The following is an 18,659-nucleotide window of genomic DNA, read 5'->3' as shown; positions in this document are numbered from 1 at the left end:
AAGCGCGGGGCGCGGGGCGCGGCGGGCCGGGCGGGGGGAGTCGCCCTCAGATGTCCAGCACGAGCGCCGAGCCCTCCCGTGCGCGTGAGACGCATGCATACATCACGCGGGCGTCGTCGTCGACGGTGAGGGAGTCGCGGTGCTCCACCGCGCCGTCCAGCACCGGGACCGCGCACGAGCCGCACACCCCGCGCAGGCACGACCCGGTCACCGCGACCCCCGCGCCTTCGAGTGTTTCGCGCAGCGACCGGCTCGCGGGCACCTCGACCGTGACGCCCGAACGGGCCGCGGTGGCGGTGAAGGGCTCGTCCGGACCGAACTCCCGCCGCCTGGGCTCGAAGCGTTCGAGGTGGATGCCGGATCCCTCCGGCAGCGTCGGGGCGAGGGTGAGCAGGGCGTCGGTGAAGGCCGCGGGGCCGCACGCGTAGACGTCGGTGCCGGGGGCGATGTCGCCGACCACGGTGGCGAGGTCGAGACGGCCCCGCTCGCCGCTGACGTGGACGCTCGCGCGCTCGCCCAGCGCGGCGATCTCGTCGGCGAACGCGACCCCGTCGGGCGTGCGCGCGGCGACGATCATGCGCCAATCCGCACCGATGGATGCCAGGTGCCGCGCCATCGCGAGGATCGGCGTCACCCCGATCCCGGCGGCCAGCAGCAGGTACGCCGAGGCGTCGCCGAGCTCGAAGAGGTTGCGCGGGGGACGCACCCAGACCGTGCTGCCGGCGCGGAGGAATGCGTGGATGTAGTGAGAGCCGCCCCGGGAGAGCTCCTCGCGACGCACGGCGATGCGGTACGACGCCGTGTCCCGGGGGTCGCCGCACAGCGAGTACTGGCGCTCGTGCCGGGTGATGAGCTGCAGGTCGACGTGCGCTCCCGGCTGCCACGCCGGCAGGGGGGAGCCGTCGGCCTTCCGCATCCGGATGCTGACGATGTCGGGCGTCTCGTGGACGATCTCGCTGACCACCAGCGGCATCAGTCCCTCGCGACCGCGCATTCAGTACAGCGCCCGGTAGGCGCCGGACATCGCCTCATCGATGACGTCGCCCACCTCGGCATCCCACCCGGACGTGCTCGCCCAGATCTGGCCGGATGTCGGCACCTGCGTCGCGAGGTCCTGCATGTCGGCATCCCACAGACCGCCGCGCAGCAGGGCGCGACCGCAGTGCAGGTACACCTGCTCGATGCGCACCACGATCGCCAGATCCGGCACCGTGTGGTCCTGCTCGAGGGTGCGCAGCAGCGTCGGGTCGTCGGTGACGACCGCGGTGCCGTTGATGCGCAGCGTCTCGCTCATGCCGGGCACGAAGCACAGCAGAGCGGCGTGGCCGTTCTCGACGATGTTGCGCATGGAGTCCGCGATCTTGTTGCCGAGGCGGTCCGGGATCGCGACGGTGCGGTCGTCGATCGCCCGCACGAAACCGGGGTAGTCGCCGCGGGGCGAGCTGTCGCACCGGCCGTCGCGGTCGGCCGTGGCCAGCGTGGCGAAGGGGGAGTGGGCGAGGAAGCGCAGGCAGTTCTCGTCGAGGCGATCGGTGATCTTCTGCAGCGAGGGCCCTTCGGGTTCGCCCAGCGTCCCGCGGATCTCCTCGAGTCCGAGCGCGCGGAAGTCGGTGGAGAGCATGCTTTCGACGCTACCCGGAGCGTGATCGCGGCTCATCGTCCTCAGAGCACAGGATCGACGGGGCGATCTGTGCCACCGGCACACGTCGCGCGCGAGGACCTCAGCGTCTCGACCCGATGAGCCGCACGCGGCAGGCCAGTTCGACGGCGAAGCGGGTGTCGGGGTCGTCGAGGTCGACGTCGAGCAGTTCGCGCACGCGGCGGATGCGGTATCCCACGGCGTTCGGGTGCAGGTTCAGCTCGCGTCCGGCCTGGGCCAGGGAATTGCGGTTGCCGAGGTACGACAGCAACGTGCGCACGGCGGTGGCCGATCGCTCCGCGCCGAGCGCGTCGAGCGGATGCAGGAGGTCGTCGAGCAGGTTGCGGCTGACCGGCGAGGCGTAGAAGTCGAGCAGCAGGCGCCGCAGCCCCGTCACATCGGTGAGCTCGATGGCACCCAGTCGTCCGGCCGCGATCGCCGAATCGGCGGCGACGCGCGCCTCGGCGGCAGACTGTCGGAGCCCTGCGGCACCCGTCTGAGGCGTCCCGAGGCCCACCGTGTACGTCCAGTCGTCGCCCGCCAGCCGACGCGCCTGCTCCTGAACGCGCACGATCACGTCGCGCAGGCGCCGTTGGTGATCGCCGGCGCCGTGGTCCTCGCTGCTGACGAGGATGACGTCGTCCTGCAGGAAAGCGACGTGCCAGAGCTCAGCGCGATCCTCGATGAGCTGCAACGTGAACAGCTCCAGGGCCGCCTCCACGAAACGCGGTGCGCGCAGCCCCGCGTCGACGCGGTGCTGCGGCCGCATCCAGGCCACCGCGTGCGACAGCTGCAGCGGGAGGCCGAGCCGCGCGGCGGGCGCGACGAAGCCGTCGACGCGACCGGCCTCCGCGAGGATCAGCTCGACGATGAGGTCGGCGCGGGACTGGTTCGGTGCGAAGCGATCGCGCAGGTTCCTCTGCATGGCCCGCGACACGAGGGACGCGACGACGGGCAGCGCCACCATCGCCGCAGGATCGGAGGTCTCGGCGATGAGGCGGCCGATGGGCACCTCCCCGGCGAAGACGGCGTCGGCGTCCGTCCACGACGTCGATGGATCGTCTTGCACGCGCACGCGCACGCCCAGCGCGGTACCGGCAGCGTCGAGGATGGCGGCCACGGCGTCGGACCCGTCGGCCGACGCCGCAGCCGTCGCCTTCTCGACCGCGAACGCTGCCCGCGTCATCGACTCCGCGGCACCGCCGCTGATGACGCGGTCGATCGTGACGGCGAGGTCGGGGGCGCGCGCCGCGCGCGACGCGAGCACGGGCACGCCCCCGCGTTCGGCGAGCACTCTCGCGGTCTCGGCGGGCGCGAAGCCGACCGGCATCACCAGGCCCGCGAGACCCCGGGCGCTCGCCTGCCGGAGGGCGACGTCGACGAGGTACGAGGCGGGCGGGTCGTCTCCGCCGATGACGGCGAGCGTCCCCGCCGGGAGGGCGGGCAGCTCCGCCATGGCGGTGACGTCGACGCGCTCGATCACGGCGCCCGCTCGAGGACCGGCGACGTGATCGACGCCGAGGCGCTCGGCCTGTATGAGAAGGTCCGCGGTGGTGAGCTGTGCCACCAGCACAATGTACGCCGATTCCCTGTCCGCTCACCACATTGTCGGCCGGGGAAGTGCTGCCTAGGGTCGTGTCATGGCATCCCCGTCCCTCGCCCCGCCGACCGCGGTCCGCGCCCCCGAGCACGTCACGGCCGACGACATCGCCGCCCTCGCCGCGGGAGCCGCGATCTTCGGCACCGGCGGCGGCGGGGCGGTGTACACCTCGCAGCTCACCACCGAGCGCGCCATCCGCGAGCACGGCCCGGTGCGACTGCTCTCGGTCGACGACCTCGGGCCCGACGATGCGGTCATCATGATGAGCGGTATCGGTGCCCCGACGGTCGGCATCGAGATGCTCTCGTCGGTGCAGCAGATCGAGACGCTGCTGCAAGAGGCCGAGCGTGTCGCGGGGCGCACGATCACCGCGATCATGCCCGCCGAAATCGGCGGCAGCAACGGCGTCTCGCCGGCCGGCTGGGCCGCCCGCCTCGGCGTCGCGCTGCTGGATGCCGACGGCATGGGCCGCGCGTTCCCCGAGGCGACCATGATCTCCACGAATGTCGCCGGGGTGCCGTGCGACTTCGCCGTGCTGAGCGACGTCGTCGGAAACGTCGTCACCCTGCGCACCGTCGACCTCGGGTGGCTCGAGCGGCATGCCCGCGCGGTCACTGTCGCCGCCGGCGGCATCTGCCTCGGCGCGCACTACCTGCTCACCGCCGAGACGGCCCCGGGGGCCGTCATCCCGGGCACGATCAGCACCGCGATCCGCGTCGGTCACGCGCTCCTCGGGGCCACCGACCCGGTGACGGCCGTCGCGGCGGAGCTCGACGCCGACGTGCTCATCACCGGCAAGATCGTCGACGTCTCGCGGCGTACCGAGGGCGGTTTCGTCCGCGGCTCCATCACGATCGCCGGCATCGGCGACGACCGCGGGCGTCTGCAGCGCGTCGAGCTGCGCAACGAGAACCTCGTCGTCCTGGAAGACGGCGAAGTCCTGGCCACGGTGCCCGATCTCATCACGGTCGTCGACCTCGAGACGGGCCACGCGATCTCCACCGAAATGCTCCGGTACGGCCAGCGCGTGTCCGTGCTCGCGTGGGCGTGCGACCCGCTGTGGCGCACCGAGCGCGGCCTCGAACTCGCCGGCCCCCGCGCCTTCGGCTACGACCTGCCCTACGTCCCCTTCGAACGGAAGGACGCGCGATGAGCGCCGTTCGCGACCTGTCCATCGGCGTCGACGTCGGTGGCACCAACACCGACGCTGTCGTGGTGGATGCCACCGGCTCGGTCATCGCCTGGACGAAGCAGCCCACGACGGCCGACGTCATCGGAGGCATCCGGGCGGCAATCGCCGCGGTGCTCGCGCAGCTCGGCGAGGACCGCGACCGCGTGTCGCGCGTGATGCTCGGCACGACGCACGCCACCAATGCGATCGTCGCGCGCCGCGGGCTCGACCGGGTCGCGCTCGTGCGCCTCGGCGCACCGGCCGCGACCGAGTGGCCCCCGCTCACAGGATGGCCCGACGATCTCAGCGACCAGGTCCTGGCCGGTGCGGCCATGCTCGGCGGCGGGCACATGGTCGACGGCACGCCCATCTCCCCGCTCGACCGCGACGGCATCCGTCGCTTTCTCGACGGTCTGGGCAGCGGCTTCGACAGCGTCGCCGTCTGCGGCATCTTCAGCCCGTCCTCCCCCGAGCAGGAGCGCGAGGTCGAGCAACTCGTGCACGACCACCTCGGCGAGGCGGTCCCGGTGTTCCTCAGCCAGGACATCGGCCCCGACGGGCTCCTCGAGCGCGAGCACGCCACGGTCCTGAACGCCGCCCTGCGGGGGGTGGCGAGCGATGTCACGCGCGCACTCGTCGACGTCGTCGCCGAGGAGGGGCTCGACGTCGCGTCGTTCTTCGCTCAGAACGACGGCACGCTCATGTCGCTCGACTACGCCGTGCGCTACCCCGTGCTGACCATCGGCTCGGGGCCGGCGAACTCCATCCGCGGCGCGGCGTTCCTCTCTGGAGCGCAGAACGCCATCGTCGTCGACGTCGGCGGTACCACCAGCGACCTCGGCGTGCTCGTCGACGGATTCCCCCGCGAGTCCACGCTCCCGCGCGATATCGGCGGCGTGCGCACGAACTTCCGCATGCCCGACATCCTCAGCCTCGGCATCGGCGGCGGCACGGTCGTCGACCCGCGCACGGGCGCCGTCGGCCCCCGCTCGGTCGGCTACCGCATCGCCGAGGAGGGTCTGCTCTTCGGCGGCTCCACCGCGACCCTCACCGACGCTGCGGCGGCGGCCGGTCACGGCATCCCGGGTCGTTCACTGCCGACGCTGTCGTCGGGCCAGCGCGACCTGCTGAGTCGAGCCCTCGCCCGCGCCCATGAGCGCATCGAGGAAGCCGTCGAGCGCCTGTCGCTCGGTCGGGTCGACCTCCCCCTCGTCGTCGTGGGCGGCGGCGCCCTCCTCGTCCCCGACGACCTGCCGGGAGCCGCTGACGTCCTGCGCCCCGATCGGGCCGACGTCGCGAACGCGGTCGGTGCGGCCATCTCCCTCGCGGGCGGCCGCGCCGAGCAGATCTCCGACGCCGACGACCGGGATGCCGCGATCGCGGCCGCCTCGGAAGCGGCGATCGCCAAGGCCATCCAGGCGGGGGCCGATCCCCTCGCGGTCGAGATCGTCGACGTCCTCGAGACGTCTCTGTCCTACACGGCCCGTCCCACCCTCAAGGTGTCGGTGAAAGCCGCCGGCCCCCTGAGCCACCTCGCCGCGCCCATCCCCGCGCGCTGACGCACCGCACCACCCCACCCGCACCATCCCTCGAGCACCACGTCTGGCACCACTGACGCTTCACCCGAATCTAGGAGCAAGGCCATGAAACGCAGCACCCTCGTCCCGGCGGCCGCCGGGGTCGCCCTCCTCGCACTGACACTGGCGTCGTGCGCCGCGCCGTCCGACAACGGGGGAGGTGGGGGCTCGGTCGTCTCGGGCGGCACGTTCGTCAAGGCGATCAGCGATGATCCGGGCGACCTCGACCCGATGAAGACGGTCTCGCCCGACACCTTCGACGTCGTCACGATCGCCTACGAGTCGCTCATCTACGTCACCCCCGACGGCGACTACGAGCCGTGGCTCGCCGAGAGCTGGACCGACGAGGGCACCTCGGCCACGTTCACCCTGAAAGACGGCATCACCTGCGCGGACGGCTCGCCGTTCACCGGGCAGACTGTGGCCGATAACCTCAACTACAACGCCGACCCGGCCAACGCGACTTTCTCGTACGGCACCGTCATCACCGAGGCCGTCTCTGCGACGGCCGAGGGCAACGTCGTCACGGTCACCAGCACCGTCAACGACCCGTTCCTGTCGATCAACCTCGGCTCGATCATGATGGTCTGCGACGCGGGGCTCGCCGACATCGCCTCGCTGTCCGACACCACCGATGGCACCGGCCTGTTCCAGCTCAGCGAGGCCCGCCCCGGCGACGCGTACATCTTCACCAAGCGCGACGGGTACACCTGGGGCCCGTACGGCGTCACCGGCGACACCGAGGGCCTGCCGGACACGATCGAGACCCGCATCGTCTCAGACCAGAGCACGGTGACCAACCTGCTGCTCTCGGGCGAGCTGAACACCGGCGTGGTCACAGGCCCCGACCAGGACCGTCTCGAGGGCGCGGGCATCGAGTACACGGGCGTGCGCAACCCCGTCGGTCAGATCCTCTTCAACGAGCGCGAGGGCCGGCCGTTCTCCGACCCGCTCGTGCGCGAGGCGCTGTCGACCGCGATCAACCGCGACGAGGTCGGGCCGGTCATCGCCGGGGCGACGGGCCTGCCCTCCAGCGGCCTCGTCATGAAGACGCCCCTGCTGTGCGTGCAGGACCCGCCCAGCTGGTCGCTGCCGGCCACCGATCTCGACCGCGCCGGGGAACTGCTCGACGAGGCCGGCTGGACCCTCGGCTCCGACGGCATCCGTCAGAAGAACGGCCAGCCGTTGACGGTGAAGTTCATCTACGACGCGCCGACCGCTTCGCACGCCCCCGCTGCCGAGCTCGTCAAGGAGACCTGGGACAAGCTCGGCGTCGTCACCGAACTGTCGGCCAACGATGCCGCCGCCTGGTCGGATCAGCTCTACACGAGCTTCGACTGGGACACCGGCTGGGTGCAGATCGCCCCCGGCAGCCCCGTCGTGCTCGACCTGTTCTTCGGCGGCGCGACCCCCGACCAGGGCGGGCTGAACTTCATGTTCGTCGACAACCCGGAGTACAACGCCCTCGCCGCGCAGGCGAAGACCGCCACACCGGACGCCGCCTGCGGGCTCTGGCAGCAGGCCGAGAAGGAGCTGATCGATCGGTTCGACACCTTCCCGGTGATCGACAACATCCTGCCGAACTACATGAGCGGCGCGACCTTCGAGCAGCCCAACTTCCTCAACCCGACCTCGATCCGGATGCAGGGCTGACATGACCGCGACCCCTCCGCCCGCCGTCGCCGACCTGGCCGGCGCCCCCACCGCGGCCCTCGCGGTGCGGGCGGAGGGGCGCGCGCCCGCCCCCCGGCTGTCCCCCCGAGCGACCTTCCTCCTGCGCCGCCTCGGTCGGCTCCTCGTCTCGCTCGTGGTGGTGGTCGTGGCCTCGTTCTTCCTCGTGCACCTCGTGCCGGGCGACCCCGTGCGAGCGGCCCTGGGCATTCAGGCCTCACCCGAGCTCGTCGCCGCGACCCGCGCGGAGCTCGGTCTCGACAAGCCGATCCCGGTGCAGTTCCTGGATTACGTCGCGAATCTCCTGCGGGGCGACTTCGGCGAATCCATCCGCACCGGTCGCTCGGTCGCCGAGACGATCGGGCAGCGCTTCCCGGCGACCGTCACCCTCGGCGTGCTGAGCTTCCTCGTCGCCCTGTTCGCCGCGGTGCCGCTCGGCATCGGCGCGGCCGTCGCCCTCCAGCGTCCCGGCCGGAGGGTGGCCGACGCCGCCATCTCGGGAGTCCTCGGCATGCTCATCGCGGTCCCCGGCTTCCTGCTGGCCGTCGGGCTCATCGCCCTCTTCGCGGTGCAGCTGAGATGGCTGCCCGCGGCCGGATGGGGCACGCCCCAGGATGCCGTTCTCCCCGTGCTGGCGCTCGCTCTCGGCCCCATGGCCTACCTGGCCCGCATCGTGCAGGTGGAGATGTCGGGCGTGCTCGGTGCCACGTACATGACCACCGCCCGTGCGAAGCGCCTCCCCGGTCGCCTCGTCTACCTGCGTCACGCGTTGCCGAACATCATCACCGCCTCGCTCACGGTGAGCGGTCTGCTGTTGAGCGGGATGATCGCCGGCACGGTGCTCATCGAAACGGTGTTCGCGATCCCCGGCATGGGCGGGGTCATGGTGCCCGCGGTCGGGGCCAAGGACTACCCGATCGTGCAGGGGCTCGTGATCGTGTACGCCCTCATCATCCTCGGCGTGAACCTCCTCGTCGATCTCATCCTCGTGACCGTCGACCCGCGGTCCTCGATCACGGAGGGCTGACCCGTGACCTGGCGCTCCCGTCTGCTGTCCCCCGCGGGCATCACCGCCGCCGTCGGCGTACTGCTCTTCCTCTTCCTCACGATCGCGGGGCCGGTGCTCTTCCTCGCCGCGGCCGAGACGTCGAACGTGCCCGATCGCCTGCTCGCGCCCAGCTTCGCGCACCCGTTCGGCACCGACGACCTGGGCCGGGACATCTTCTCGCGCGTCCTCGTCGCGGCGCGCGTGTCGATCCTGCTCACCCTCGGGGCGACCGTGGTGTCGACCATCGGCGGCATCGCCTACGGGCTCATCGCCGTGATCCTGCCCCGCCACGTGCGGCGGCTGGCCACCGGACTGCTCGACATCCTGCTGGCGTTCCCGTGGCTGCTCATGGTGCTGTTCTTCACCGTGATCTGGGGGGCGAGCGCGATGAGCGCGATGTTCGCGATCGGCATCTCCGGCATCCCCTTCATGGCCCGACTCGTCTACAACCTCGCCTCCTCGGTGTCGGGCCGCGACTACGTGCGCGCGGCGCGGGTCGTGGGCGTCGGGCCGATCGGCATCCTGGTCCGGCACATCCTGCCCAACATCGCCAACCCGCTCTTCGTGAACGCCGCGGCCACCGCGAGCGTCACCCTGCTGTCGTTCGCGGGCCTGTCGTTCCTCGGGCTCGGTGTGCAAGCGCCCGAGTACGACTGGGGGCGTCTGCTGCAGGACGGCATCACGCGCATTTACGTCAACCCGCTCGCCGCCATCGGCCCGGGTATCGCGGTGGTTCTCGCGGGCCTGGTCTTCACCTTCGTGAGCGAGGCGCTGTCGGACACCCGCGGAGGCGGCCGGGGTGCCGTTGCCCGGCGGGCACTGGGCGCAGTCGCTCCCACCCGCCGCGCAGGAGTGGCCGCGACACCGCGTCGGCCTCTTGCATCCGGCGAACCGGTCGCCGAGATCGCCGACCTCCGCGTGGCCTTCGCCTCGGCCGACGGGGGCGAGGTGGAGCGCGTGAAGGGAGTGAGCCTGCGGGTCCTTCCCGGCGAGGTCGTCGGCATCGTCGGCGAGTCAGGATCGGGCAAGTCGCTCACGGCGATGGCGCTCGCGGGACTGCTCGGGCCTGACGCGCGTGTCGCCACGACCGCGCACACCTTCGACGGCATCGACATGACCCGGCCGCTGAGCGCGGCCGACCGTTCGACGCTGGGCGTGGAGCTGGGGATGGTGTTCCAAGACCCGCTCACCTCGCTCAACCCGGCCCTGACCATCGGCCGCCAGCTCACCGAGGTCCCCGAGGTCCACCTGAAGATGTCGCGCACGAAGGCACGCGAGCAGGCCGCCGCCGCACTCGAGGCGGTGGGCATCGCGGATGCCGCGCGGCGACTGTCGCAGTACCCGCACCAGTTCAGCGGCGGCATGCGCCAGCGGGCCATGATCGGGCAGGCCCTCACCGGCCGACCGAAGCTCATCATCGCCGACGAGCCGACGACGGCGCTCGACGTCACGGTGCAGCGCCAGGTGATGGGCGTGCTGCGGCGCGCGCAGAGAGACACGGGAGCGGCGATCGTGTTCATCTCGCACGACATCGCCTTGGTCTCCGCCTTCTGCGACCGGGTGCTCGTGATGAAGGACGGCGCGGTCGTCGAGGAGCTCGACGCACAACGCATCCGCGAGGAGGCGACTCACCCCTACTCCCGCGCGCTCATCGCGTGCCTGCCCGACATGACATCCGACCGCTCCCGACCGCTCCCGGTGATCCCGCCGGAGGTCGCGGCATCCGCGCTCGCCGAGGAGGTGGGGGTGTGAACGCCCTCGAGATCGATCACCTGTCCGTGCGGTACGGCCGCGCCACCGTCGTCGACGACGTGTCCCTCGTCGTGCCCTCCGGCCGGACGCTCGGGCTCGTCGGGGAGTCCGGGTCGGGCAAGAGCACGATCGCTGCTGCCGCGGTGGGCCTCGTGCCCCTCGCGGCCGGCGAAGTGCGCGCCGACGGAGTCGTGGCATCCGGTCGAGGCGCGGCAGCGCGCGCCGCGCGCCGGCGTCTTCAGCTCGTCTTCCAGGATCCGTTCTCCGCCCTCGACCCCCGCATGAGCATCGGCGACTCCATCGCCGAGGCCCTGCGTGCAAGCGGCCGGACGTTCTCGCGCGACGCCCGCGTGGAGCGCGTTCGGGAGCTGCTGACGCTCGTGCACCTCGACCCCGACCGCGCTGGTGACACCCCGGACGCGTTCTCGGGAGGTCAACGCCAGCGGGTGACGATCGCCCGCGCGCTCGCCGGCGAGCCCCGCGTGCTCATCGCCGACGAGGTCACGAGCGCCCTCGACGTGTCGGTGCAGGGCGCGATCCTCAACCTCCTGCGGGAGCTGCAGGACAACCTCGGACTGTCGATGCTCTTCATCTCGCACAACCTCGCCGTCGTCCGCTACATCAGCGACGAGATCGCCGTCATGCGTCACGGCCGCATCGTCGAATCGGGGCCGACCGAGCAGTTGTTGGCCGCGCCCAGCGAGCGGTACACGCTCGATCTGCTCGACGCCGTGCCCGTGCTCGGGGTGCGGATGGCGGCCGGATGAGCGGCTTCGCCGACGCGGCGGCGGCGCTCGTCCCCGAGCTGGTCGCCGTCCGCCGCGAGCTCCACGCCGTCGCTGAGGTCGGCCTGCACCTGCCACGGACGCAGGCGGTGCTGCAACGCGAGCTCGCCGCACTCGGTCTCGACGTCTCCACCGGCGTGGGGCTGTCGTCGGTCACCGCGGTGCTGCGCGGAGCACGACCCGGGCCCGTTGTCCTGCTGAGGGCCGACATGGACGCCCTTCCCGTGGCCGAGGCGACGGGGCTGCCATTCTCCTCGCCGCTCGCGACCATGCACGCGTGCGGTCATGACCTGCACATGGCGGGACTGCTCGGTGCCGCGCGCCTGCTCGCCGCCCGCCGCAGCGAGCTCGCTGGCGCGGTGGTCTTCATGTTCCAACCGGGCGAGGAGGGGTACGCCGGCGCGCGCCTGATGATCGAGGAGGGCGTGCTGGATGCCGCGGGCGACACGCCCGTGGCCGCCTACGCGCTGCACGTCGACACGATGACCGATGCGGGGACGTTCGTCACCCGCCCCGGCCCGATGATGGCCAGCGTGAGCGCAGCGACCCTGACCCTGCGCGGCACGGGCGGGCACGCGGCGCTGCCGCACCAGGGCATCGACCCGGTGCCCGTCGCCGCGGAGCTGGTGCTGGCGGTGCAGACGTTCGGCGCGCGGCGTCTGCCCGCGACAGACCCCGCGGTGCTGTCGGTGACGGGCATCCGCAGCGACTCGGCGGCGGGCAACGTGCTCAGCGAGACGGTGACGCTGGTGCTCAACGTGCGAACGTTCTCGGACGGTACCCGCGCCCGCGTGCGCGATGAGCTGCCGGCGCTCCTCGCGGGGATCGCGACCGCCCACGGGTGCACCCTGGAGACCGACTGGGTCGATTCGTACCCGGTGACGGTGAACGACCCCGATGAAACCGCGGTCGTGCTCGACGGGCTGCGCGCCGCTCACGGTCCGGCGCGGGTGCGGGTGCTCGAGGCGCCGTCGCCGGCATCCGAGGACTTCGCGTACGTGCTCGAACGCGTGCCGGGCGTGCTCGTCTTCCTCGGCGTCGCGCCGGCCTCGGGGCGCGCGCCTCTGCACTCCGATCGCGCGGTGTTCGACGACGCGCAGCTGGGGTTGCACGCGGCGACGCTCGCCGATCTGGCGTGGAATCGAGCCCACCGGCCCGGGCGCTGAGGCCGGCATGCCCCACCCCGCTGCAGGGCCTGACTCCGACACTCCTGCATCCGGCACCGCGCCCACGGCGCATGCCGGGTCGGACCACCCGCCGCCGCCCACCGTCGCCGACGTCGCGGCGCTGCGCCGTCGCACCGGGGAGCTGGCGGCGCTGTACGCCAGCGCGCGGGAGCTCGCGGCGATGCGCGACGCGGATGCGGTACTCGAACGCCTCGTCGACCGGGCGCACGAGCTGCTCGCAGCCGACGTCGCCTACCTCTCGGAGTTCGATGAGACCGACGAGACCTTGAGGGTCCGTGCCACGCGCGGGACGGTGACCGCTGCGTTGCGCGGCCTCGTCGTCCCGCCCGGGCGTGGGCTCGTCGGCGCCATCGCCGAGTCGCGGATGCCGCACGCGGTGCGCCGCTACGACGCGGTCGACGCCGACCGGCATACGACGGGCGTCGATGCGGCGGTCGCGGGGGAGGGGATCGTCTCGATGCTCGGGGTGCCGCTGCTCTCCGAGGACCGCGTGCTCGGCGTGCTCTTCGTCGCCGAGCGCCGCGAGCGCGAATTCGGACCCGACGACACCGCCCTGCTGGCCGCCTTGGCCGACCACGCCTCGGTCGTCCTGCAGACCGCCGCCGCCCTCGCCGATGCCCGCCGGCAGGCCGAGCGCGCCCGCGCGGCGGCCGCCGAACTGACGGCGCACGTCGCCGCGCGCGACCGCGCGAACCGCGTGCATCGCGAGCTCGTCGACGCGGTGCTGGCGGGGGGCGGGCTCGCGCCGGTGGCGACCGCGCTCTCGGCGGCACTGCGGGCGCCGGTGGCGATCCTGGACGCCTCCGGCGCGGTGCGGGCGATGCATGGCGCCACCTCCGACGCCCTCGTCGACGCGGCCCGCAGCGGCGACGACACGGATGCCGGTGTCTCGGTGGTCAGCCCGATCGCCGCCGGCGGACGCGGCCTCGGGGTGGTCGTGGTGGGCCCTTCTGCACGCGAGCTCGACGACGTCGACCGGCGCACGATCGAGCGGGCGGGTCAGGTCGCCGCCCTCCTCGCCCTCTCCGAGGAGGCAGTGGCGGAGGCCGATCACCGCCAGCGTTCCGACCTGCTGATCGACCTCGTCACCGCTTCCGCGCAGCGCCGGGCCGACGTCGCCGCGGCCTTGCGCCGTTCGGGCGTCGACGCGCAGGCGCTGGGCGCCGTGACGGCGTTGGCCGTGACCGGGGAGCGCCGCGCGGCGGCTGCTCGTGCCCTCGCGCACCACCTCGGACAGACGGCGCTGGTCGGCGAACTCGACGGACTCGTGGTCGCGGCGCATGCCGCGCCGGTCGACGCGGCGTCGTTCCGGCAGCTGCGCGACGCCATGGATCTCGACGTGCTCGCCGTGACGACCGTCGCCGCACCCGACGGCATCGCCGCCGCCGCGCGCGACGTGCGGGCGGCGGTCGCCCTGGCCCGCGCCCTCGGTCTGCGCAACGCCCTGGTCGGAGTGGACGACCTGCTCCCCTACGCGGCCGCGATCGGCGCCGACCGACGCGCCCTCGACGCGTTCCTCGACTCCGCTCTCGGGGCCGTGCGGCGTCACGACGGCGCGCGGGGCAGCGAGCTCCTCGCGACCCTGCGTGCGTTCGTGCACCACGGCGCGAGCCCCACCCGCACGGCCCGGGCATTGACGTTCCACACCAACACGATCCTGCAGCGACTCGAGAAGCTCGACGCTCTGCTCGGGGAGGGCTGGCGCGACGGCGAACGCTTCTTCCGTCTGTCGATCGCGGTGCGCCTCGACGACCTGCGTGAGCGTCTGGAGCGCGACGGTGATGGGTGAGACGCCCACTTCCGCGGTCGTCCGATGTGTCGTGGGTCCGTATTCCGCGGGTCGACGCCGACCTAGCGTCGAGGGGACGCCGCGGTCGACGCGGCACCCGCCCGCCCGCGAAGGAGCCCGCGTGACACCCTCCAGCCGACTTCCCGGTCTGCGCGACCACACCCCGCTCGAGCGACGTCGCCTCGTCGCGGAGGCCGCGGGGCTCGACCCCGCGCATCTCGCTGCCTTCGACCCCGCCGAGGGGCTGTCGCTGTCGCAGGCGGACCACCTGGTGGAGAACGTCGTCGGACTCCTCGGCATCCCCGTGGGCGTCGCCACGAACTTCCGTATCGACGGGGTCGATCGACTCGTCCCGATGGCGACCGAGGAACCCTCGGTCGTCGCCGCCGCGTCGAACGCCGCGCGCATGGCCCGGGCGACGGGAGGTTTCGCCACCTCGTCGACCGGCGACGTGATGATCGCCCAGGTGCAGGTGCTCGACGCGGCCGACCCCGAGGGCACCCGCCTCCGCCTTCTCGAGGCCCGCGACGAGCTTCTCGCCCTCGCCGATGCGCAGGACCCGCTGCTCGTGTCGCTCGGCGGCGGCGCGATCGACGTCTCGGTACGCACCCTGCCCACTCGCGTCGGAACGCAGGTCATCCTGCACCTGCACGTCGACGTGCGGGATGCCATGGGCGCGAACGCCGTGAACACGATGGCCGAGGCGGTGGCACCGCGCATCGCCGAGATCGCGGGCGCCCGCACCCTCCTGCGCATCCTGACGAACAAGGCCGACCGGCGCCTCACCCGCGCCCGCGCCGTGTTCCCCGCCGACCTGCTCGGCGGCCCGCAGGTCGTCGCCGACATCGAGGCGGCGAGCGCGTTCGCCGAGGCCGACGCGTACCGCGCCGCCACCCACAACAAGGGCATCATGAACGGCATCACCGCCGTCGTCCTGGCCACCGGCAACGACACCCGGGCCGTGGAGGCCGGATGCCACTCGCACGCCGCGAGGGAGGGGGCGTATCGCGCGCTCTCGCGCTTCGAGCGCAACGCCGCGGGCGATCTCGTCGGAACGCTCGAGGTGCCGCTCGCGGTGGGACTGGTCGGTGGGGCCACCCGCGCCCACCCCGCGGCACGTGCCGCGGTGGAGCTGCTGGGGATCACGACGGCGCGCGAGCTCGGCGCGACGATCGCCGCGGTGGGCCTCGCGCAGAACCTCGCGGCGTGCCGAGCGCTGGCCGCGGAAGGGATCCAGCGCGGGCACATGACCCTGCACGCCCGCACGATCGCGGCGAGCGCGGGTGCGGAGGTGGGCGAGATCGCCTCCGTCGCTGCGCGGATCGTCGCCGATGGCCGCATCCGGGTCGAGTACGCCGCCGAGGTGCTCGCCGAGCTGCGCGGGCGGTCCTCGTGAGCGGGCCGGCTCCACGGCAGGCCCCGCGCCGTGTCGCGGCGGAAGGGCTGCCCGCCGAGGTCACCGTGTACGAGGTGGGTCCGCGCGACGGACTCCAGGCCGAGACCGACGTCATCCCCACCGCCGTCAAATCCGAGCTGTGCGCCCGCCTGTACGCCGCCGGGTCACGGGCGCTCGAGGTCACCAGCTTCGTGCCGCCGGCGTGGATCCCGCAGCTCGCCGACGCGCGCCGGGTCTCCGCGTCGGTCCGGCCTCCCGAGGGGGCCCGCGCGGTCGCCCTCGTGCCCAATCGCCGCGGTCTCGATGACGCTCTCGCCGCCGGGATGCGCGAGGTGGCGGTCGTGGTGAGCGCGACCGAGTCCTTCGCTCGCGCGAACCTGAACACCGACCGGGCGGGGGCGGTCGCCCGGGCGGTCGCCGTCGTCGACGACGCGCGCTCCGCCGGGATCCCCGTGCGCGGATACGTCTCGATGGCCTTCGGCGACCCGTGGGAGGGGGATGTCGACATCGCTGCCGTCGTCGACGCCGCCGTGGCGCTGCACTCCGCCGGATGCCGCACGATCGCCCTCGGCGACACCATCGGGGTGGCGACCGCGGGACACGTCGAGCAGGTCGTCGAGGCGGTGACGGATGCCGGTATCCCCCGCTCCGCGCTCGCCCTGCACCTGCACGACACGTACGGTCAGGCGCTCGCCAACGTGCTCGCCGGCCTCCGGGCCGGGGTGACCGAGTTCGACGCGTCCGTGGGCGGGCTCGGCCGATGCCCGTACGCCCCCGGAGCGACGGGCAATCTCGCGACCGAAGACCTCGCCTGGATGCTCGAGGGTCTCGGCATCCGCACCGGCCTCGACATCCCTGCGCTCGCGCGCACGAGCGCCTGGCTGGCCGGCGTGCGGGGTCGCCCGCACGCGTCGCGCGTCGCCCACGCCCTGACCACCACCCCGGAGGAGCACCCCGCATGACCGCCCACCTCGTCCCCGGCACCGGCGCGCTCGGCGGTGTCGTCGTGCTCGACCTGTCCCGCGTGCTCGCGGGTCCCTACGCCGCGCAGATGCTCGCTGATCTGGGGGCGACGGTCGTCAAGATCGAGAACCCGCGCGACCCCGACGTCTCGCGCGGCTTCCCCCCGTATCTCTCCGACGGCGACGAGGAGTTCAGCGGGTACTACGCCCAGTACAACCGCGGAAAGCTCGGCGTGGGGCTCGACCTCGCGGCTCCGGGCGGCGTCGAGGCGCTCATCGATCTCGTGCGCAGCGCCGACATTCTCGTCGAGAACTTCCGCCCCGGCACGATGGACAAGCTCGGCGTCGGCTATGAGGTGCTGCGCGCGGTGAACCCCCGGCTCGTGTACGTCGCCGTCTCGGGGTACGGGCAGACGGGGTCGCGAAGCCGTCGGCCCGCGTTCGACAACACCGCGCAGGCGGCGGGCGGTCTGTGGTCGATGAACGGGTACCCCGACCGGCCGCCGGTGCGCGTGGGGGTCACGATCGGCGATCTGTCGGCGACGATGTTCGCCGTCGTGGGGACGCTCGCCGCCCTCCGGCACGCGGAGCGCACGGGGGAGGGGCAGCTCGTCGACGTCGCGCAGGTCGACAGCGTGCTGGCGCTCACCGAGACCGCGGTCGTCGAGTACACGGTGCGCGGCGTCGAGGCTGCGCCTGCGGGCAACGAGCACGCCTGGGTGCGTCCGTACGAGCTGTTCGACTGCGCCGACGGCCAGGTGTTCTTCGGTGCGTACACCGACAAGCTGTGGCGCGCGAGCTGCGTGCTCTTCGGGGCGACCGAGATCGCCGACGACCCCGAGATCGACACGATGCGGAAGAGGTTCGACCCCGAGGTCTACGCGCGGCGCGTCAAACCGCTCGTCTCGGCGTGGCTGGCCCCGCACACCAAGGCGGAGCTCGAGGAGATGGCGGGCGACGTCATCCCGCTCACCGCCGTCAAGACGATCGGCGAGGTGGTCGACGACCCCGGAACCGCCGAGCGCGACATGATCGTCGAGGCCGACTACGGCTCGCTGGGAACCCTTCGCATGTTCGGTCAGCCCATCAAGCTCAGCGCGACGCCGGCGACGCCGGGACGGGTCGCCAACCGCTTCGCGGAGCACTCCGACGTCGTCCTCACCGCGCTCGCCGGTTACGACGCCGAACGCCTCGCCGCCCTGCGGGCATCGGGGGCCCTGTCGTGAGCATCATCCGCACGGAGATCCTGGATGCCGCGCCCGCCGAGGCATATCGCGGGACCTTCGCCGCGGCCGAACCGGTACGGTCCGTCGGCGACGAGCTCCCGCCGGGCTGGGAGGGTGCGTACTTCCCGTTCACCGTGTCATTCGACGACCTGCGCGCCGACGGCACGCCCGCGCGCGACGGGATCCTGCCCAAGATCGACCTGCCGCGTCGCATGTACGCGGGCGAAGACACGGTGTTCGAGGGGGCGCTCCGCCTCGGCGACGAGGTGACGCAGACGGCCACGGCGGGATCCGTCGTGGAGAAGGCCGGTGCGAGCGGGCCGCTCGTCTTCGCCGACATCGAGCGCACCTTCGCCGTCGACGGCGTGGTCGTGGTGCACAGCGCGTGGCACGACGTGTTCCTCGGCGCGCCTTCGACCCCCGCCCGTGCGCCGCGCACCGACCCGGCCGCCGCCGCAGAGGCCGCCTGGATCGAGACCGTGACCCTCGACGCGCGTCGCCTCTTCCGCTTTTCGGCCCTGACGTTCAACACGCACCTTGTGCACTACGACCGCCGGTGGGCACGCGAGGTCGAGGGGCTGCCCGACCTGCTGGTGCACGGGCCGTTGCTGCGCATCCTGCTCGTGGATGCCGCGCGTCGGCACGCCCCCGGCCGCCGCATCGCCGCGCTGCGGGTACGCGTGACCTCGCCGGGGTTCGTCGACCGGCAGATCCGCCTGTGCGGCAGTGCCGATGCGACGCGCGTGGTGGCCGTGGGCCCGGGTGACGCCATCCTGGCGACGGCCGAGATCACCTTCGCCTGACGACCCCGTGGGCCGACGGCGGCGTGCCAGGTCACCGCATACGGTCGAGCGCC

Annotated in this window: 15 protein-coding genes; 12 read left to right on the top strand and 3 right to left on the bottom strand. The window is 72.7% G+C overall.

Going from position 1 to position 18,659, the window contains the following annotated elements:
* Window positions 1-46 precede the first annotated feature (46 nt).
* The 3 genes from B0B15_RS00220 to B0B15_RS00210 all read right to left on the bottom strand — a co-directional run bounded on the left by B0B15_RS00220 (window position 47) and on the right by B0B15_RS00210 (window position 3,206).
* Window positions 47-973, bottom strand: a complete 927-nt coding sequence (locus tag B0B15_RS00220; RefSeq protein WP_076675026.1) for a PDR/VanB family oxidoreductase — start codon at window positions 971-973, stop codon at window positions 47-49.
* A gap of 21 nt (window positions 974-994) precedes the next feature.
* Complete coding sequence (locus tag B0B15_RS00215; protein WP_076672750.1) at window positions 995-1,621, bottom strand: MSMEG_1061 family FMN-dependent PPOX-type flavoprotein; 627 nt, start codon at window positions 1,619-1,621, stop codon at window positions 995-997.
* Window positions 1,622-1,721: 100 nt separating this feature from the next.
* Window positions 1,722-3,206: a PucR family transcriptional regulator gene (locus tag B0B15_RS00210; RefSeq protein WP_143016303.1), complete on the bottom strand. Its 1,485-nt coding sequence runs from the start codon at window positions 3,204-3,206 to the stop codon at window positions 1,722-1,724.
* A gap of 73 nt (window positions 3,207-3,279) precedes the next feature.
* On the opposite strand from B0B15_RS00210, the gene B0B15_RS00205 reads away from it, so the two are divergent.
* The 12 genes from B0B15_RS00205 (at window position 3,280) to B0B15_RS00150 (ending at window position 18,606) form a co-directional block, all read left to right on the top strand.
* A complete protein-coding gene (locus B0B15_RS00205) occupies window positions 3,280-4,392 on the top strand; it encodes an S-methyl thiohydantoin desulfurase family protein (protein WP_076672749.1) in 1,113 nt (370 codons plus the stop codon).
* A complete protein-coding gene (locus B0B15_RS00200; protein WP_076672748.1) occupies window positions 4,389-5,969 on the top strand; it encodes a hydantoinase/oxoprolinase N-terminal domain-containing protein in 1,581 nt (526 codons plus the stop codon). Before B0B15_RS00205 ends, B0B15_RS00200 begins: the two co-directional genes overlap by 4 nt.
* Window positions 5,970-6,053: 84 nt before the next feature.
* Complete coding sequence (locus B0B15_RS00195) at window positions 6,054-7,640, top strand: ABC transporter substrate-binding protein (protein WP_076672747.1); 1,587 nt, start codon at window positions 6,054-6,056, stop codon at window positions 7,638-7,640.
* A 1-nt stretch (window position 7,641) separates the two neighbouring features.
* Window positions 7,642-8,685 (top strand): ABC transporter permease, encoded by a 1,044-nt coding sequence (locus tag B0B15_RS00190; RefSeq protein WP_083708785.1) that lies wholly within the window; start codon window positions 7,642-7,644, stop codon window positions 8,683-8,685.
* Window positions 8,686-8,688: 3 nt separating this feature from the next.
* Entirely contained in the window at window positions 8,689-10,458 is a 1,770-nt protein-coding gene (locus B0B15_RS00185; protein WP_076672746.1) for a dipeptide/oligopeptide/nickel ABC transporter permease/ATP-binding protein, read from the top strand.
* Window positions 10,455-11,225 carry an ABC transporter ATP-binding protein gene (locus B0B15_RS00180; protein ID WP_076672745.1) on the top strand — a complete coding sequence of 257 codons (771 nt, stop codon included), beginning with the start codon at window positions 10,455-10,457 and terminating at the stop codon, window positions 11,223-11,225. Before B0B15_RS00185 ends, B0B15_RS00180 begins: the two co-directional genes overlap by 4 nt.
* The gene (locus tag B0B15_RS00175) at window positions 11,222-12,409 is read left to right on the top strand and encodes a M20 metallopeptidase family protein (RefSeq protein ID WP_076672744.1); all 1,188 of its coding nucleotides are present in this window, start codon (window positions 11,222-11,224) and stop codon (window positions 12,407-12,409) included. Before B0B15_RS00180 ends, B0B15_RS00175 begins: the two co-directional genes overlap by 4 nt.
* A gap of 7 nt (window positions 12,410-12,416) precedes the next feature.
* Complete coding sequence (locus B0B15_RS00170; RefSeq protein WP_076672743.1) at window positions 12,417-14,219, top strand: helix-turn-helix domain-containing protein; 1,803 nt, start codon at window positions 12,417-12,419, stop codon at window positions 14,217-14,219.
* A gap of 121 nt (window positions 14,220-14,340) precedes the next feature.
* Window positions 14,341-15,615: a hydroxymethylglutaryl-CoA reductase, degradative gene (locus B0B15_RS00165; RefSeq protein WP_076672742.1), complete on the top strand. Its 1,275-nt coding sequence runs from the start codon at window positions 14,341-14,343 to the stop codon at window positions 15,613-15,615.
* Entirely contained in the window at window positions 15,612-16,577 is a 966-nt protein-coding gene (locus B0B15_RS00160) for a hydroxymethylglutaryl-CoA lyase (RefSeq protein ID WP_076672741.1), read from the top strand. Before B0B15_RS00165 ends, B0B15_RS00160 begins: the two co-directional genes overlap by 4 nt.
* Window positions 16,574-17,803 carry a CaiB/BaiF CoA transferase family protein gene (locus B0B15_RS00155; protein WP_076672740.1) on the top strand — a complete coding sequence of 410 codons (1,230 nt, stop codon included), beginning with the start codon at window positions 16,574-16,576 and terminating at the stop codon, window positions 17,801-17,803. The genes B0B15_RS00160 and B0B15_RS00155 overlap by 4 nt, the downstream gene beginning before the upstream one ends.
* Window positions 17,800-18,606: an FAS1-like dehydratase domain-containing protein gene (locus B0B15_RS00150; protein WP_076672739.1), complete on the top strand. Its 807-nt coding sequence runs from the start codon at window positions 17,800-17,802 to the stop codon at window positions 18,604-18,606. Before B0B15_RS00155 ends, B0B15_RS00150 begins: the two co-directional genes overlap by 4 nt.
* The last annotated feature ends 53 nt before the right edge of the window (window positions 18,607-18,659 follow it).

Source organism: Microbacterium sp. RU1D (genome assembly GCF_900156435.1).
GTDB lineage: Bacteria > Actinomycetota > Actinomycetes > Actinomycetales > Microbacteriaceae > Microbacterium.
Note: the sequence above shows the minus strand (reverse complement) of the source record. Positions and strands in the feature narration are given on the sequence as shown.

Coding starts and splice junctions, on each gene's coding strand:
- B0B15_RS00220 (WP_076675026.1), bottom strand. CDS start 973: ATGCCGCTGGTGGTCAGCGAGATCGTCCACGAGACGCCCGACATCGTC.
- B0B15_RS00215 (WP_076672750.1), bottom strand. CDS start 1,621: ATGCTCTCCACCGACTTCCGCGCGCTCGGACTCGAGGAGATCCGCGGG.
- B0B15_RS00205 (WP_076672749.1), top strand. CDS start 3,280: ATGGCATCCCCGTCCCTCGCCCCGCCGACCGCGGTCCGCGCCCCCGAG.
- B0B15_RS00200 (WP_076672748.1), top strand. CDS start 4,389: ATGAGCGCCGTTCGCGACCTGTCCATCGGCGTCGACGTCGGTGGCACC.
- B0B15_RS00195 (WP_076672747.1), top strand. CDS start 6,054: ATGAAACGCAGCACCCTCGTCCCGGCGGCCGCCGGGGTCGCCCTCCTC.
- B0B15_RS00190 (WP_083708785.1), top strand. CDS start 7,642: ATGACCGCGACCCCTCCGCCCGCCGTCGCCGACCTGGCCGGCGCCCCC.
- B0B15_RS00175 (WP_076672744.1), top strand. CDS start 11,222: ATGAGCGGCTTCGCCGACGCGGCGGCGGCGCTCGTCCCCGAGCTGGTC.
- B0B15_RS00170 (WP_076672743.1), top strand. CDS start 12,417: ATGCCCCACCCCGCTGCAGGGCCTGACTCCGACACTCCTGCATCCGGC.
- B0B15_RS00155 (WP_076672740.1), top strand. CDS start 16,574: ATGACCGCCCACCTCGTCCCCGGCACCGGCGCGCTCGGCGGTGTCGTC.